Origin of the sequence: Helicobacter canadensis MIT 98-5491 (assembly GCF_000162575.1) — a bacterium.
In the GTDB taxonomy this organism is placed as follows: Bacteria; Campylobacterota; Campylobacteria; order Campylobacterales; family Helicobacteraceae; genus Helicobacter_D; species Helicobacter_D canadensis.
Map to the genome: position 1 here is coordinate 621,929 of NZ_CM000776.2, position 15,267 is coordinate 637,195.

A 15,267-nucleotide genomic window follows, 5' to 3' on the forward strand; every position below is an offset into this window, starting at 1 on the left:
AATCTTAAAAGCTAGTAGAAACTTAGTGTTTCTGACTAGTTTTTAACCTCATATAATAAGTTTGACCAAAGCTAATCCCTCCATCATTACAGGGTATTTCCCCATTTAAAAAAACTTTTTTTCCTTTGAGTGCTTTAAGAGTGAGTTTGGTAAGAATTGCGTTTTGAAAGCAGCCGCCACTTAAGAGAATTGTTGAATATTTTTGAGCAATAATACTAATAATATTTGCAAGAGTTTGGTGAAAGTTTAGAGCAATATTTTCTAGGGGAATGTGGTTTTGTAGATCTTGGTAAATTTCTTGTATGATAGATTCCCAAAAAATAATATTTTTTGAAATTCTAAAAGGATAGATTTTGGCTTGTTTTTTATGCTTTAATGCCTTATAAGCAAGTGATTCAAGAACCATTCCCCCTTCACCTTCATAGCTTGTTTTTTCTATGAGATTGCATAAAGAAGCCACCATATCAAAGATTCTACCTACTGAATTGCAAGTGTAACTTTGAGCATTTTGGTGTTGTTTATAGAAAAAATTAATGATATTTTCTCCATAGTCTTTTTTTAAACTATTAAGAAGCGGCAAATTTAAGTTTTTGTAATCATTTCCAAAGGCGATAAATAAAGCCTCTATGCCTAATCTCCGTGTATCTTTGATTGCCATTTCTCCGCCTAAGAGCTTAAAAGGGGCAAAAAAAGCTTTTCGCTTAAAGTTAAGTGGTTTTTTGTGGTCGTAAAATAAAAACTCACCACCCCAAATATTTCCATCTAGTCCATAGCCTGTGCCATCAAAAATAACTCCCAAAACTTCTTGTTTAATTTTATTTTCCGCGACATTTGAAAGAAGGTGTGCAAAATGGTGTTGGATAAAATGTGAATCACTACCATTTAAAAATTCCCTTTGTGTGTAATTTGGATGTAAATCTCCGCAAAATGTATGGATTTTAGCTTGATATTGTTGGCTAAAGAGCGAAAGATTTTGTTTGAAATTGTTGATTGATTCAAGATTATCTAAATCTCCTAAATGCGGACTTAAAAAAAGTTTATTATGTAGATTGAGACAAAAAGTAGATTTTTGCTGAGCACCAAGAGCGATAAAATCTTTAGTATGATGTGGCGTTTGCAGTGGAATATCTGATAAATATCCCCTAGCTCGTCTTAAAACTTGTGTCTTTTTGCCTAGTATTCTTACAAGACTATCATCAATTGGGTTTAAAATATCTCGATTGTAAGATAAAATTCCATCACAGACATTTTGAAGCTTTTGAATAACACTATAACAATCTTTAATAATGGGTTCTCCGCTTATATTGGCGCTTGTAAAAACTAAAGGAAAATCAATGGAATGAAAAAGCAAATGGTGTAAGCCAGAATAGGGAAGTATGATTCCTAGGGTTGAAAGGTTTGGTGCAATAAGAGAGAGGGGGAGATTTGCTTTAGTTTTGGAATAACTTAGCACGATAGGAGAAATACTTGAGTTAAGCATCGCTATTGCTTGAGAATTTAAATAAGCGTAATTCTTAGCCATTTGAATATTTTTACACATTAAAGCAAATGGCTTTTTGGGGCGATTCTTTCTTTCCCTTAAAGCTTTGATTGAATTAGCATTAGTCGCATCGCAGATTAAAGCATAACCGCCAATACCTTTAAGTGCTAAAATTTTGCCTTCTTTGAGAGCCTTAAGCGCACTTTTGATAGGAGAATCTTGTTTGGCTAAGTGAGAGTGAATTTGAGAATCAGGGAGAAAATTGCCTTGATAATTAAGCTCATCAGTAAAAAAAAGTTGCGGACCACAAGTAGGGCAGCAATTAATTTCAGAATGAAATCGTCTTGAAGTTTTGTCATTGTATTCTTTTTGGCAGCTTTCACACATAACAAAGGAATGCATAGCGGTATTTTTTCTATCATAGGGAAGTACTGAAATAAGACTGTATCTTCCTCCGCAATCTGTGCAGCTAATAAAGGGATAAAGGAAGCGATGATTTTTGGGATCAAGAAATTCTTGTTTGCAAGATTCACATAAAGCAATATCAGCAGGAATGGTAGCAGTTTTTATGGAGTGAGCTTGACTTTCTTGGATTAAAAAAGTAGAGAAAGTTTTTTTTGTTTGGATTAGCTTTTTGGAGATAGAGATAATCTTGGCAGCTTTAGGGGGATTTTTTAAATCATTAAAGAATTTTTCTAACTTCTTTTCATTACCTTGGACAAGTATTTCTACGCCTTGGTTATTGTTTAATACATATCCCTTTAAATGATTTTGTGTTGCGATTTTATATACAAAAGGGCGGAATCCAACCCCTTGAACAATGCCGGTTAAGTTTAGAATATAGGTTTTTTCCATTATTTTTTGAAGCATAAGCAAAAATGGATTAAAACAAGGTTAAAATTTTACTTTTAGAGCTTTTGAGTAATATTTGGAGGTTTGTAATGTTGCAGGGAATTTATGCCATTAGTGATGAAATCCTTACGCCCTATCAAGAGATTTTTGCAATGTTGCAAAAGGCTATTGAAGGCGGGATTAGTATTTTTCAATTTCGCGATAAAAGCCATCAAGATAATCAAATCGAATCTTTGGTAGCAGAATTAATGGATTATTGCGAACAAGAGCAGATTTTGTTTGTATTAAATGACAGAATCGAGCTTGCAATGAAACTTCAAACAAAGGGTTTGCATATAGGAAAAAAGCAGGAAGTGCATCCTTATAGTTTGGAAGAATTGTATATGATTCGCAAAAGTTATGGGGGGATTTTGGGTATTTCGTGTTATGGGGATTTGCAGTTAGCGCAAAATGCCAAAGAGATTGGGGCAGATTATATTGCTTTTGGATCTTGCTTTGCTTCTCCGACAAAAACACAGGCTAAGGTGATTTCTCTAGATTTATTTCAAAAGATTCAAGGGATTAAAAAATGTGCTATTGGCGGAATTAATCAGCAAAATATTCATCAATTGCAAAATGTAGATATGGTAGCGTGTATTAGTAGCATTTGGAAGGGAGATATTATTAAAAATATTGATAATCTTAAGAGAAATTGGAAAAACCTTTGAAATAGTGTTATAATGAAAAACAAAAAGACAAAAAAGGAAAACAATGAAAAATTTATTTATAATTCTTGTAACTTACACAAAAGAGTTAGCGGAGATCGAAAAAATTCTTGCCTCTCATAGAGAATATCTTAAAACCGGTTATGCAAGTGGGAATCTTTTAGCAAGTGGTCCTCAAAATCCTCGCAAAGGTGGAATCATTGTTGGGCAATTTGACAATAAAGAAGCGGCGATTAATTTTACAAAACAAGATCCTTTTTATTTACAGAATGTTGCAAAATATGAAATTTTAGAGTTTGAACCTGTTTTGCACCAAGACTTCTTAAAGGATTTTTTGGTTTAGCGGACTGGAGATTGTTTTTGATTAAGCAGGGTTTGTTCATATAAATCTCTATCAAAATAATACCACTCTAGCTCAGAAGGTATTGAAGTGTCTGCAATATTTTGCTTCGAGGAATTTTGAAGGGAATTAGAGAGAGAATTTTTGCTAATTCCATCGATTTTTCCTCCATTTAAAAAGTAGTAAGTTACCCCTGCACCAAGTCCAGCACCGACTAAAAAAGCATCGGTTTTGGGAGAAATGCAACCATTTAGCAAAAATCCTACTCCAAGCATTATAACAACAAGAAATTTTTTCATTATCGATTCCCCATACAAATGAACTTTAATAATTTTAAAGACTCTAAGCACACTTTATTCCAAAATTAGATAAAATTTATCCTTACAAAAAATAAAAAGCAAAAAGGCAGAAAATTATCAATGTTTGGAATGGGATTTTTTGAAATTTTAGTAATTGCAGCAGTGGCAATTATTTTTTTAGGTCCTGAGAAATTGCCTAAAGCCTTGGTTGATGTTGCAAAGTTTATTAAAGCGGTTAAGAAAACAATGGATGATGCCAAAGAAAGCTTAGATAGAGAAGTCAATCTAAATAAAATTAAAGAAGAAGCTTTAGCATATAAAAATAGTCTCACACAAGGAGTGGAGAACTTCACAAAAGAAATGGATTTAAAAGAGCTTTCTTCTTTGGATTTTGAGGAAGAACAAAAGCCGCAAACTTCAGAAACAAAAGAATCGCCCCTTGCTCCAAATGTTAATACTCTGCCAACTTCTAATTTTAAAGAGGGGATTAAGCCTTCACAAACAAAGCAGACTTTAAGCTTTAAAGAAGATGTGAAGAGCGAAGAGAAAGTTATTAATGGTTAATTAGTTAAGAAGAAAGTGAGATTATAATGTTTGAAGATTTAAAGCCACATATTCAAGATTTACGCAAGTGTTTAATCGTAATTACCTTAGCACTTTTGACAACTTTTTTAATTTCTTTTTATTTTTGGGAGATTATTTTAGATTGGATGGTGGCTCCTTTGAGTGCCGCTTTGCCTAAGGGGCGTGAAAGTGTTATTTTTACTCAAGTTGGAGAGGCATTTTTTACAGCTATTAAGGTTGCTTTTTTTAGTGGGTTTATTTTTGCTTTACCTGTTATATTTTGGCAGATTTGGGCATTTGTAGCACCAGGTCTTTATGACAATGAAAAAAAGCTTGTTGTTCCCTTTGTGATTTTTGGAACCTTTTTCTTTTTGTGTGGTTGTGCGTTTGCATATTATGTAGCTTTTCCAATTGGTTTTCATTATTTGATTAATTTTGGTAGCCAACTTTTTACTGCACTTCCAAGTATTGGGGATTATGTTGGATTTTTTGCAAAATTAATGGTGGGATTTGGAATTTCCTTTGAATTCCCTGTGATTACATTTTTTTTGGCAAAAATTGGACTAGTTACGGATAAGACTTTAAAAGATTATTTTAAATATGCCATTATTTTTATTTTTATTTTGGCAGCTATTCTTACTCCTCCAGATATTCTTTCTCAATTTTTAATGGCAATTCCTTTAGTTTTTCTTTATGGATTATCTATTGTTATTGCCAAATTAGTTAATCCTTATAAAAATGAGCAAGATGAGAATGAATGAATTATTGTTGGAGAGTTATGATTATGATCTCCCTAAAGAACTCATTGCTTTAAATCCAATAATGCCTCAAGAAAATGCCAGACTTTTAGTCTATGATAGAAAAGATCACTCTATCACACATACGACCTTTAGAGATTTTGCGAAGTTTTTACCAAAAGAAACTCTACTTGTTTTTAATGATACTAAAGTGATTCCAGCTAGAATCTATGGTAAAAAATTACAAAAAGAGGCTTTGGGTGGTGGAAAAATAGAAGCTTTATTTCATAAAGAAATAATGGAAAATTTATATTTAATGCAATTAAAAGGGCGATTAAAAATAGGAAATATTGTTGAGTTTGTTGGGGTTTTTGCAAAAATTCTTAAAGATTGCGGAATGGGGTTTAAGGAAGTCTCATTTTTTAGAGATGAAAAATGTTTGCTTCCCCTAAGTCGCCAAGAATTTTTTGACTTTTTAGAGCAGTTTGGGCATATTCCCTTGCCGCCTTATATTAAGCGTGAGGATAATCAAGAAGATAGGGTGAATTATAATTCTGTTTTTGCTAAGAATGTTGGAGCTATTGCTGCTCCAACGGCTTCCTTGCATTTTAATCAAGAGGCTTTTAAAGCATTGCAAAGAGATTTTGAAAGTGCTTTTGTGACTTTACATGTTGGCGCAGGAACTTTTATTGGAGTGAGCACAGAGAATATTTTGGAGCATAAAATGCACCAAGAAACTTTCGTGATACCTAAAGAGAGTGTAGAGAAAATCAAAAAAGTCTCACATATTACTGCTATTGGGACGACTGCAACAAGGGTAGTGGAGTATTTTGCTCGCACCAAACAAACACAGGGAGAATGTGATTTGTTTTTGCATCCGCAAAATAAGCCAATTATTACAAATGCTTTGCTGACAAATTTTCACTTACCTAAAACAACTTTATTAATGCTTGTTGCTTCATTTGTGGGATTGGAGGAAACAAAGAGAATTTATAAACAAGCCATTGAAGAAAAATACCGCTTTTATTCCTATGGTGATGGAATGTTGGTGCTATGAGTTTTATTTTAACAACACAAGCCAATCAGGCTTTAGAAACTTATGCAAAATTGCTTTTAGAATGGAATGGGATTCATAGCTTAAGTGGGGCTAGGGATTTGCAGAGTGTTTATAAAAATATTCAAGATTCTTTATATCCTTTAGAGTTTTTAGGCGAAGTTTTAAGGAATAAAACGAAGCTTTTTGATGTGGGAAGTGGAAATGGATTTCCAGCAGTTGCTTTAGGAATTGCACTTGGAATCGAAGTTGTGCTATGTGAGCCTAATGCAAAAAAAGCTGCTTTTTTGCAGAATCTTAAATCGCAATTGGGATTAAAAAATTTTATGATCTTACGCCAGAGAGTGGAGGAAGTTAAGCTAGATAAAAAGCCAGATTTAATTACTTCAAGAGCGACTTTTAGCGTGGAAGATTTTTTAAAAAAGACAAAATCAATTATTGGGAGAGAGAGCTTAATTTTACTTTATAAGGGTTCTTTGGTGGAAAATGAGATTCCGCAAGGATTGGAATATGAGCGTTTCCAAAAAGATTTTAGGAATTATCTAGTGATAAAAGGGGAGGCAATATGTTGAAGTTTTTATTAATTATTTTATTGATAGTTGGCGTTTATTTTTTTGTTCGAAAAATTGGTTCTAAAAGCACACAAGAAACTCACTCAAAAAAAACTAATCACGAAGAGATTATGCTAGAGTGCAAAAAATGTGGCACTTATATTTCTTCTAAAGAGGCAATCATTAGTAATGGCGAGTATTATTGTTCTAAAGAATGTTTAGAGAGGTCTTAAATGCTGATTTTAAATCATAAGCTTGTTAATCCTTTAAAAATTGTTTGTGTGGATTCAATAGAAGCGGTTAAAAAGACTTTGCCTAATGAATTTTTAGTGATTAATGGGAATTTAGAGTTGGCAAAATTTTGTTATGAAAATGCAGTAGAATATGCCAGTGTGGTTAAGAATCTTACGGAAGTGTTATTGCTTGTGAATCTTGGAGTAAAATTTTTAATTTGTGAAAATTTGGAGAATGCAAGAGAGATTCAAAAATTAGCTGAAAATTATTTGTTTGATTCAAAGGTTTTGTTGTGTATTTCATTAGACTATGAAATTGAGCACGCTGCTAAAGCGGGGATTGATGGGGTAATTTTTTGGAAAATTTAGGGGAGTTTGAACCATTTTGTGAGTTGGATTTAGAATCACAAGAAGCTTTAAGCAAGATTGCTATCTTAAAAAATTATAAAAAGAAAGAAATTATTTTTTATGAAGAAGATGAAGTTAGAGAAATTTATTTTTTAATTAAAGGTAGCGTGAAAATCTATAAAGTGGATAGATTTGATAATGAAGTATTTTTTGGGATTTCTACAAAGGGTTTATTGAATGATTATGATGATACAAAAGATCTAGTGTCTTTTATGAATGTGGAGTGTATGGAAGATTCTTTAGTAGCTTGTTTTGATATAGAAGGATTGCGAGTAGTTTTTGATTCTCATCCTCAGATTCTAAAAATGTTTTTTAAAGAGGCGTTAAAAAGGATTAAAGTTTTTGAAAATGTGGTTTTGAAAGAATTGATTTTTGATAGCACAGCTAAAGTAGCTTATTCATTGTATTATGATTTAGAGGAATTTAACACGCATAAAAAACAAGAAAATGCAGCATTTTTGAATATTCAGCCCGAGACACTTTCAAGGATTTTAAAAAAAATGCATCGCGATAATGTGATAGAAACCAATCAAGCAGGAAAAATAGAAATTTTAGATCAACATAAACTCCAAATGATTTTTAAACAGGATACAAGATGACAAAAATTGTTACGCGTCTTATTGTTATTGGTATTATCACAACAATTTGTGTAGGGATTATGATAGGTTCTGTTATTTTGATTAATCAAAGAAGTTTGCAAGATGGATATTTGATTAATATTGCGGGCAAACAAAGAATGCTTACCCAAAAAATTACTAAAGAAGTTTTTATGATTAATTCTCAAAATAAGCAGGGATTTGATGAATTAAATCAGTCTATTAAGGAATTTGAGAGTAATCTTGATATTTTACAATATGGCAGTCAGGAAAAAAATATTCACGCATCGACTAATTTAACAATTATTAAGCAGCTTAATTCCATTGAAAGTCAATGGCTGGTTTTTAAAAAAGAAGTGGAGGATTTTCAAAAAAAAGCACTTAATATCTATACCGATAGAAATTTCCTAGAGGATAATAATTTAGCGATTCTAAGGCTTTCAGATCATATTGTTCAAGCTATGGTGAAAGCAAAAATGCCACAAAATGTGATTGATGAAGCCGCCAAACAAAGGATGCTTATTCAGAGAATGGCTTATTTACTGATTCATTACACTAATCAATGGGATAGTATTTCTTATCGCGAATTAAAGGAAGTGTGTGAATTATATGATTCTGTGATTTCAAATTTTTATTACAATAAGAATTATCAAAAATATCCAAATATTTATAAGGCTATTAAAGCAAATTATGAATTTTGGAGTGTTTATTATCAGCATCTCCAAAGTGCTATGGTTACACAAGAGGAAATGGTGGGAAACTTAAAAAATATTGCTGTGCAGAATACGGATTTGCTAAAGCAAATTAATTGGATGGTGAATTATTATTCAGATATTTCAACCCATTCGCGTTCTTATTTAGAGAAATTTCAATATGTAGCAGCTTTTATTATGGTGCTTTTGGCATTGTATTCAATGAGAAATTTATTCAATATTCACATTCATCTTAAAAAATTTGTCAAAAAAACCCAAATGTTAGCCCAAGGTGATTTTAAAGGGAATCTAGCAGAAGCTATCAAACTAGAGGGAGAAAGCGAGTTATCTCTTGCTTCAAAGAATCTTTCAAAATTTCTAAATAAATTTCATATGGCAAAAGAAACTTCAAATCGTGCTAAAGAATTGAGTGATGATATTAGTCGAGAGATTTTAGAAATTAGCGAAGAAATAAGAGAAAAATTGGAAATGGCGCAAATTAGCCAAAATAAAAGAAAAAGCATAGAAAATGCAATTAATTTAGGTGAAGATATAGCGATTCAATCGAGCGAACAACTTATTGTTGTTGCAAGATTATTAGAAAAGCTCCACGCAATTTTGCAAGACATTGAGCAATCTTGCAAAGAAAAGGAAAACAATAAAATATTAAAGTGAAGTGAGATAATCTACATTCCCTTTTTGGCTTCTTCAAGTCTTTGTTGTTCAGAAATATTTTGTGCAAGATTATCCCAGCGTAGTTTAGCACCCCCTAGAAGATGAAAGTGTAAATAAGGAATCTCTTGTCCTCCATCGATTCCAACATTGCTAATAATGCGGTAACCATTTTTATCTAAACCTAGAGTTTTAGCGCATTCTTGAATAAATTCTGTCATTCCTGCCATTTCTTTGGGGCTTACTTGTTGGAAGTCTTTAGCAAATTTTTTGGGGATAATTAAAACATGAATGGGGGCTTTTGGAGCAATATCGTGGAAAGCAAGAAAATCTTCATTTTCTAAAACTTTATTGCAAGGTGCTTCACCTTTGATAATTTTTTCAAAAATAGTCATTTGCAATCCTTTATTAAGAAGTCTTTTTAGAATTTTACCTTAATTTTATGCAGTATTTTTTAAAAAATTAAGAAAAGTAAATCATTTTTTTATTACAATTGCTAAAAATAATCGACTTAGGAAACAGGAAGGAACTATTGGAAGAGATATTTTCTAAAATTAATCAAGCTAAGAATACCACAGAACTAGAAGAGATTCGTATTTCGGTGATGGGAAAAAAGGGGAGTTTGACTGCGAAATTTGCGGCATTAAAAAATTGTGATGAAGCCCAAAAAAAGACTTTGGCAAAAGAGTTAAATTTGCTAAAAATGGAATTTGAAAAAGCATTGGCTAATAAAAAAGAAGAATTAAGTTTTAAAGAATTGCAAGAAAAATTACAAGCGCAAAAAATTGATGTTTCTTTGTTTAGCTCTTGTAGTTTTAAAGGTTCAAATCATCCAATTATGTTAATGTTGGATAGAATTGTAGAGTATTTTTTAAGTATGAATTTTATGATTAAAACAGGACCTTTGGTGGAAGATGATTTTCATAATTTTGAAGCTCTAAATCTTCCTAAATATCATCCTGCAAGGGATATGCAAGACACTTTTTATTTTAAGGATGGAAAGTTATTAAGGACGCACACTTCGCCGGTGCAGATTCGAACAATGGAATCCCAAAAGCCTCCTATTCGTATGATTTGCCCTGGAAATGTTTTTCGATGTGATTATGATTTGACACATACGCCAATGTTTCATCAAGTGGAGGGCTTGGTTGTTGAGAATGGTAAGGATTCGGTGAGCTTTGCTAATTTGAAGTTTATTTTGGAAGATTTTTTGAAATATATGTTTGGGGATGTAAAAGTGCGATTTAGATCAAGCTATTTTCCTTTTACCGAACCTAGTGCAGAAGTGGATATGAGTTGTATTTTTTGCAAAGGAGAGGGTTGTCGTGTTTGCTCTCACACAGGTTGGTTAGAAGTGCTTGGTTGTGGATGCGTGAGTGAAAATGTATTTAAGGCAGTTGGATATGAAAATGTTAGTGGTTATGCTTTTGGATTAGGGGTTGAGAGGTTTGCAATGTTGGCTTATAGTGTGCCAGATTTGCGTGCATTTTTTGAAAGTGATTTGAGGATTTTGGAGCAGTTTCAATGAAATTTACAAGAAGTATTTTAGGAAATTTTTTACCTTTAGAAAATATTAGTAGTGAGGTAATGTATAAAACATTAAATAAAATTGGCTTGGAAGTGGAATCGCTTCAAAATATTTGTGCTCCAAAAAAGGTTGTAGTAGGTAAGATTTTAGAATGCCAAAAGCACCCTGATGCCACAAAATTAAATATTTGCCAAGTTGCAGTGAGTGGAAGTGAAGGTAATTACGAAACGCGACAAATTGTTTGTGGTGCTCCCAATGCTAGAGCAGGGATTTTTGTTGCTGTTGCGCTAGAAGGGGCAGTTTTGCCACAAATTACAATCAAAAAAGCGGTGTTAAGGGGAGTAGAGAGTTGCGGTATGCTATGTTCTACAACTGAACTCGGATTCCCTGCTATTAATGATGGAATTGTTGAACTTGATGCAAGTATTGGTGTATTAGAAATTGGGAAAGAACTTTTAGAGTATTCGCATTTTAATGATGAGGTTTATGAGATTTCTGTTACTCCCAATCGTGGAGATTGTATGAGTTTACTTGGAATTGCTAGAGATTTAAGTGTGGCGCTTAATTTAGAAAGAAAGCCACTAGAATCGCTAAAAAGCACAGAAAATGCGCCAGGAATTGGTCGTGTGTTACAGATTACAGCAGAGAAAGGTCATGAGTCTTCTTTATTGTATCGTGCAATTGAAACAGAGCCCATTACAATTCCACTTTGTGTGAGTTTATTTTTGGCTTATAATGATTCTTTGGCAAATCATTGGCTTTTGAATGCTTTAAATTTTTCTACACTTGTAAGTGGGGTAATTTTAAATGCTTACCCACAAACATTTTGTCAATTAGGCAAGGCTTCGGGTGAAAATAAAGTAATATTAAATCTCCAAAATGATGAATTGGGTTTTGAGAGTATTTATCATAATGGCAAAAAGCTTTCTGTTATTGGTATTCACTCTTGTTTAAGTGAAGAAAGTCTTAAAGATTTTAAAGAAGGTAGAGAGTTTGTTATTTTGGAGGCAAGCTATATACCGCCAAAAATTATCGCACAAAAGGTTTTGGAAACTAAAAGTAAATCTAAGGTTGATCCTAAGGTATTCCAACGCACTGCTAGGGGTAGTAATCCTAATTTGCAAATGGGTTTTGATGTATTGGGTAAGCTTTTATGTTGTGAAGATGTGGTTTTGTATAGCGATTCTCAAGAATTAATCATAGCACAAAATAACGATTCGATTACTATTGATATTTCTTTGATAGCAAAGATTATTGGAATCACACTTGAGCGAACAAAAGTTGTGCAAATTTTGCAGGCATTGGAATTTCAAATTGAGATTCCAATGGATGAAAATTTGCTTGTGGTAACTCCACCACCTTTTAGACACGATATTTCAAGCTATCAAGATGTCGCCGAAGAAGTGATTAGATTTATTGGGATTGATGAGATTCCAAGCCAACCTTTAGTGTTTATTCAAAGTAACCAAAATAATGCCGAATCAAATCTTTATTGTTTTAAGCGAAAATTAGCAAAGAAAGCAATAGGTGCAAATTTTAATGAGAGTGTGCATTTTGTCTTCCAAGATAAACAAAAACTCCAACAATATGGCTTTGAAGTCTTAAAGGATGAGCTAGAATTACTTAATCCTATTACTAATGAATTAAATACTTTGCGAACTACTTTGCTTTTAGGTTTGCTTGAGGCAGCGCAATTGAATAAAAACAATGGTTTTAATGGGATTTCATTAATGGAAGTGGGAGAAGTTTATGATTCTAATCGCAATCAAAGCACTAAAATTGCATTTTTGCAAAGTGGATTAGCAATGGAAGAGCGTTATCCTAATGCCAAAGGAATGAAAGGGAATTATTTTGCTTTTGCTAATAGAATCTCTCGTGTGATTGGAGAGTTTTTATTGCAAGAAACAAAAAGCAAGATAGCACTTTTTCATCCAGGACAATGTGCAAAAATAATTTACAATCATCAAGAAATTGGTATTCTCTCAGCACTTCATCCACAAATTGCAGAGGAGTTTGGATTAGAGGATACTTATTTGTGTGAAGTGGATTTAGAAAAACTCTCTAGCAAGAATCCACAAGTTAAAATGTATTCAAAATTCCAAAAAATCACTCGAGATTTGAGTGTGGTTGTAGATAAATCTATTCCTTATTATTGTTTAAAAGAGACTATTTCACATCTAAATATTCCAATTATTGTGAGTTTTTATCCTCTTGATATTTATAGGGATGATAATCTCAAAGAATCAATTAGCTTAACCATTCGCTTTGAACTTCAATCGCATCACAAAACTTTGGAAGAAAAAGATATTGCTAGTGCAATGGAGCAAGTTTTAGAAGCATTAGTGCAGAATCATAAGGTAATATTGCGATGATTTTAAGAGTTCTAAGTGCATCAAGTTTTGATCTTGAGATACGAGAGATTGCCGCAGATAAGTCTATTTCGCATCGTTGTGCAATTTTTTCGCTTTTGAGTGATAAGCCTTCCTTGATTCGTAATTATCTTAAAGGCGAAGATACACTAGATAGCTTAAATATTGCCAAAAGGCTTGGTTTGGAAGTGAGGGAAGAAGGCAATGAAATGGTGCTAACTCCACCACCAAGCATTCAAGAACCAAAGAGTATTTTAGAATGTGGTAATGCAGGAACAGCCATTAGGCTTTATTTGGGATTGCTTAGTGCGCAAAAGGGCTTGTTTGTTTTAAGTGGGGATTGTTATTTGAATAAACGCCCTATGAAACGCGTTGTGTTGCCATTAAGAAGCATTGGGGCTGTAATTTTGGGTCGAGAAGATGGGAATCTAGCACCGCTTGTCGTAGTGGGAAATGGAAATTTACAATCTTTTGATTATACAAGCCAGATTCCAAGTGCGCAAGTAAAATCGGCTTTATTGCTAAGCGGGCTTTTTGCAAAGGGTGATTCAAGATATAGAGAACCTGAGCTTAGCCGTGATCATACTGAACGAATGCTAAGTGGAATGGGTGTAGAGCTTGAAAGTAAAATGAATGGAATGGGTGAAGTGGAGATACGCCTATCCCCTTTAAAGCAAAAGCTTAAGCCACTTATAATGGAGATTCCAGCTGATCCTTCAAGTGCTTTTTTCTTTGCCTTAGCGGCTGCTATTATGCCAAATTCTCATCTTGTGCTAAAAAATATCTTATTAAATCCAACTCGTATTGAAGCTTTTAGAATCTTGGAAAAAATGGGTGTAAAAATCATCTATAAAGAAACTTCAAATACCTATGAAAGTATCGGTGATATTGAGATTTTTTCACCACAAAGTTTGCAAAGTGTTGAGGTAAGTGAGAAAATTTCGTGGTTGATTGATGAGATTCCTGCTTTAGCTATTGCAATGGCTTGCGCTAAAGGGATAAGTAGAGTAAAAAATGCCAAGGAATTGCGTGTTAAAGAAACTGATAGAATCAAAGCGGTGGTAGAGAATTTGAAGCTTTGTGGAATTGAAGCAAACGAATTAGAGGATGGATTTGAGATCAAAGGTGGAGAGATACAAAGAGCGGAAGTTTCTAGCTATGGGGATCATAGAATTGCAATGAGTTTTGCAATTGCAGGATTAAAAAATGGAATGGAGATAACTCAAGCGGAATATATTAACATTTCATTCCCAAATTTCTTAGAGATTCTAAGTAAGATCACGCAGGTGGAGAAAAAAGAATGCAAGTAAAATTGGCTAAGAGCTATGGTTTTTGTTTTGGAGTAAGGCGTGCTATTAAGCTTGCTGAAAATAAGCCCAATGGAATCACACTAGGACCATTAATACATAATGCTAAAGAAATTAATCGATTAAAAGATAAATTCAATGTGGTTGTTAATGAAAATATTCAAGAGATTCCCAAAGATGCTGAAGTCATCATCCGCACTCACGGAATTACAAAAGAAGACTTGCAAAAATTAAAGGAGAAAACAAAAAATATTACTGATGCCACTTGTCCTTTTGTTACCAAGCCACAAGAAATTTGTGAAAAAATGAGCAATGAAGGTTATGGTATTATTATTTTTGGTGATGAAAAACACCCTGAAGTCAAAGGGGTGATGAGTTATTGTAAGACAATTCCTTTGGTGGTAGAGAGTTTAGAAGCACTCAAAAAAGCTAAAATTCCAGATAAAGTCGCATTAATCTCTCAAACTACTAAAAATATTGAACTTTTTTTAGAAATTGCGGATTTTTTGATTCGGCATTGTTCGGAATGTCGGGTATTTAACACAATTTGTAATGCCACTTTTGATAACCAAGAATCAGCAAGAAATCTTGCTAAAGAAGTGGATATTATGGTCATTGTTGGTGGAAAAAATTCCTCTAATACAAAACAGCTTTATAATATTTCCAAAGAGTATTGTGAGGATTGTTACTTAATAGAAGATTTTCAAGAATTACATCGGGAATGGTTTAAAGGTAAAAAACTCTGTGGAGTGAGTGCTGGGGCTTCAACTCCAAATTGGATTATTAATGAAGTTGTTGAAACAATCCAAAAATATTGATACTTTTAATACTTTTAAAAGGCTATTTTGGTTAAAATAGAAATATTTTATTTTTAAAAAGGG

The 15,267-nt window shown here is 33.0% G+C and carries 17 protein-coding genes; 14 read left to right on the plus strand and 3 right to left on the minus strand.

Features of this window, described 5'->3' with window-relative positions; genetic code table 11:
- Positions 1-22: 22 nt before the first annotated feature.
- On the minus strand, positions 23-2,335 hold the full coding sequence (gene hypF, locus HCAN_RS03185) for a carbamoyltransferase HypF (protein ID WP_006655297.1): 2,313 nt from the start codon (positions 2,333-2,335) through the stop codon (positions 23-25).
- Positions 2,336-2,421: 86 nt separating this feature from the next.
- On the opposite strand from hypF, the gene HCAN_RS03190 reads away from it, so the two are divergent.
- Entirely contained in the window at positions 2,422-3,039 is a 618-nt protein-coding gene (locus HCAN_RS03190) for a thiamine phosphate synthase (protein ID WP_006656787.1), read from the plus strand.
- Between the two features lie 43 nt (positions 3,040-3,082).
- Entirely contained in the window at positions 3,083-3,379 is a 297-nt protein-coding gene (locus HCAN_RS03195) for a YciI family protein (RefSeq protein ID WP_006655299.1), read from the plus strand.
- Here HCAN_RS03195 and HCAN_RS03200 read toward each other — a convergent pair.
- On the minus strand, positions 3,376-3,675 hold the full coding sequence (locus HCAN_RS03200) for a hypothetical protein (protein WP_006655300.1): 300 nt from the start codon (positions 3,673-3,675) through the stop codon (positions 3,376-3,378). The two genes, HCAN_RS03195 and HCAN_RS03200, sit on opposite strands and share 4 nt — an antisense overlap.
- A gap of 120 nt (positions 3,676-3,795) precedes the next feature.
- Between HCAN_RS03200 and tatB the strand changes: the two genes are divergently transcribed.
- The 8 genes from tatB to HCAN_RS03240 are packed head-to-tail and all read left to right on the plus strand — an operon-like array spanning position 3,796 to position 9,185.
- A complete protein-coding gene (gene tatB, locus HCAN_RS03205; protein WP_006656788.1) occupies positions 3,796-4,239 on the plus strand; it encodes a Sec-independent protein translocase protein TatB in 444 nt (147 codons plus the stop codon).
- Between the two features lie 26 nt (positions 4,240-4,265).
- A complete protein-coding gene (gene tatC, locus HCAN_RS03210) occupies positions 4,266-5,000 on the plus strand; it encodes a twin-arginine translocase subunit TatC (RefSeq protein ID WP_006655302.1) in 735 nt (244 codons plus the stop codon).
- Positions 4,993-6,033 carry a tRNA preQ1(34) S-adenosylmethionine ribosyltransferase-isomerase QueA gene (gene queA, locus HCAN_RS03215; RefSeq protein WP_034556430.1) on the plus strand — a complete coding sequence of 347 codons (1,041 nt, stop codon included), beginning with the start codon at positions 4,993-4,995 and terminating at the stop codon, positions 6,031-6,033. The genes tatC and queA overlap by 8 nt, the downstream gene beginning before the upstream one ends.
- The gene (gene rsmG, locus HCAN_RS03220; RefSeq protein ID WP_006655304.1) at positions 6,030-6,602 is read left to right on the plus strand and encodes a 16S rRNA (guanine(527)-N(7))-methyltransferase RsmG; all 573 of its coding nucleotides are present in this window, start codon (positions 6,030-6,032) and stop codon (positions 6,600-6,602) included. The genes queA and rsmG overlap by 4 nt, the downstream gene beginning before the upstream one ends.
- On the plus strand, positions 6,596-6,814 hold the full coding sequence (locus HCAN_RS03225) for a PP0621 family protein (protein WP_006655305.1): 219 nt from the start codon (positions 6,596-6,598) through the stop codon (positions 6,812-6,814). Before rsmG ends, HCAN_RS03225 begins: the two co-directional genes overlap by 7 nt.
- Positions 6,815-7,183 (plus strand): hypothetical protein, encoded by a 369-nt coding sequence (locus HCAN_RS03230; RefSeq protein WP_006655306.1) that lies wholly within the window; start codon positions 6,815-6,817, stop codon positions 7,181-7,183.
- Entirely contained in the window at positions 7,171-7,821 is a 651-nt protein-coding gene (locus HCAN_RS03235) for a Crp/Fnr family transcriptional regulator (RefSeq protein WP_006655307.1), read from the plus strand. The genes HCAN_RS03230 and HCAN_RS03235 overlap by 13 nt, the downstream gene beginning before the upstream one ends.
- Positions 7,818-9,185, plus strand: coding sequence for a type IV pili methyl-accepting chemotaxis transducer N-terminal domain-containing protein (locus tag HCAN_RS03240; RefSeq protein ID WP_006655308.1), 1,368 nt, complete (start codon positions 7,818-7,820; stop codon positions 9,183-9,185). The genes HCAN_RS03235 and HCAN_RS03240 overlap by 4 nt, the downstream gene beginning before the upstream one ends.
- An 11-nt stretch (positions 9,186-9,196) precedes the next feature.
- Here the strand turns inward: HCAN_RS03240 and HCAN_RS03245 are convergent, their stop codons facing one another.
- Entirely contained in the window at positions 9,197-9,577 is a 381-nt protein-coding gene (locus HCAN_RS03245) for a histidine triad nucleotide-binding protein (RefSeq protein ID WP_006655309.1), read from the minus strand.
- A gap of 137 nt (positions 9,578-9,714) precedes the next feature.
- Between HCAN_RS03245 and pheS the strand changes: the two genes are divergently transcribed.
- From pheS to HCAN_RS03265, 4 genes are read left to right on the plus strand one after another with little or no spacing between them, the layout of a single operon-like run.
- Positions 9,715-10,710, plus strand: coding sequence for a phenylalanine--tRNA ligase subunit alpha (pheS, locus tag HCAN_RS03250; RefSeq protein ID WP_006655310.1), 996 nt, complete (start codon positions 9,715-9,717; stop codon positions 10,708-10,710).
- Entirely contained in the window at positions 10,707-13,082 is a 2,376-nt protein-coding gene (pheT, locus tag HCAN_RS03255; protein ID WP_006655311.1) for a phenylalanine--tRNA ligase subunit beta, read from the plus strand. The genes pheS and pheT overlap by 4 nt, the downstream gene beginning before the upstream one ends.
- Positions 13,079-14,389 (plus strand): 3-phosphoshikimate 1-carboxyvinyltransferase, encoded by a 1,311-nt coding sequence (gene aroA, locus HCAN_RS03260; protein ID WP_006655312.1) that lies wholly within the window; start codon positions 13,079-13,081, stop codon positions 14,387-14,389. The genes pheT and aroA overlap by 4 nt, the downstream gene beginning before the upstream one ends.
- Entirely contained in the window at positions 14,380-15,204 is an 825-nt protein-coding gene (locus HCAN_RS03265) for a 4-hydroxy-3-methylbut-2-enyl diphosphate reductase (RefSeq protein ID WP_006655313.1), read from the plus strand. The genes aroA and HCAN_RS03265 overlap by 10 nt, the downstream gene beginning before the upstream one ends.
- Positions 15,205-15,267 lie beyond the last annotated feature (63 nt).

Excerpts from the sequence above, each read along its gene's own strand:
- hypF (WP_006655297.1), bottom strand. The coding sequence starts at position 2,335 with ATGGAAAAAACCTATATTCTAAACTTAACCGGCATTGTTCAAGGGGTT.
- HCAN_RS03190 (WP_006656787.1), top strand. The coding sequence starts at position 2,422 with ATGTTGCAGGGAATTTATGCCATTAGTGATGAAATCCTTACGCCCTAT.
- HCAN_RS03195 (WP_006655299.1), top strand. The coding sequence starts at position 3,083 with ATGAAAAATTTATTTATAATTCTTGTAACTTACACAAAAGAGTTAGCG.
- HCAN_RS03200 (WP_006655300.1), bottom strand. The coding sequence starts at position 3,675 with ATGAAAAAATTTCTTGTTGTTATAATGCTTGGAGTAGGATTTTTGCTA.
- tatB (WP_006656788.1), top strand. The coding sequence starts at position 3,796 with ATGTTTGGAATGGGATTTTTTGAAATTTTAGTAATTGCAGCAGTGGCA.
- tatC (WP_006655302.1), top strand. The coding sequence starts at position 4,266 with ATGTTTGAAGATTTAAAGCCACATATTCAAGATTTACGCAAGTGTTTA.
- queA (WP_034556430.1), top strand. The coding sequence starts at position 4,993 with ATGAATGAATTATTGTTGGAGAGTTATGATTATGATCTCCCTAAAGAA.
- rsmG (WP_006655304.1), top strand. The coding sequence starts at position 6,030 with ATGAGTTTTATTTTAACAACACAAGCCAATCAGGCTTTAGAAACTTAT.
- HCAN_RS03225 (WP_006655305.1), top strand. The coding sequence starts at position 6,596 with ATGTTGAAGTTTTTATTAATTATTTTATTGATAGTTGGCGTTTATTTT.
- HCAN_RS03230 (WP_006655306.1), top strand. The coding sequence starts at position 6,815 with ATGCTGATTTTAAATCATAAGCTTGTTAATCCTTTAAAAATTGTTTGT.
- HCAN_RS03240 (WP_006655308.1), top strand. The coding sequence starts at position 7,818 with ATGACAAAAATTGTTACGCGTCTTATTGTTATTGGTATTATCACAACA.
- HCAN_RS03245 (WP_006655309.1), bottom strand. The coding sequence starts at position 9,577 with ATGACTATTTTTGAAAAAATTATCAAAGGTGAAGCACCTTGCAATAAA.
- pheT (WP_006655311.1), top strand. The coding sequence starts at position 10,707 with ATGAAATTTACAAGAAGTATTTTAGGAAATTTTTTACCTTTAGAAAAT.
- aroA (WP_006655312.1), top strand. The coding sequence starts at position 13,079 with ATGATTTTAAGAGTTCTAAGTGCATCAAGTTTTGATCTTGAGATACGA.
- HCAN_RS03265 (WP_006655313.1), top strand. The coding sequence starts at position 14,380 with ATGCAAGTAAAATTGGCTAAGAGCTATGGTTTTTGTTTTGGAGTAAGG.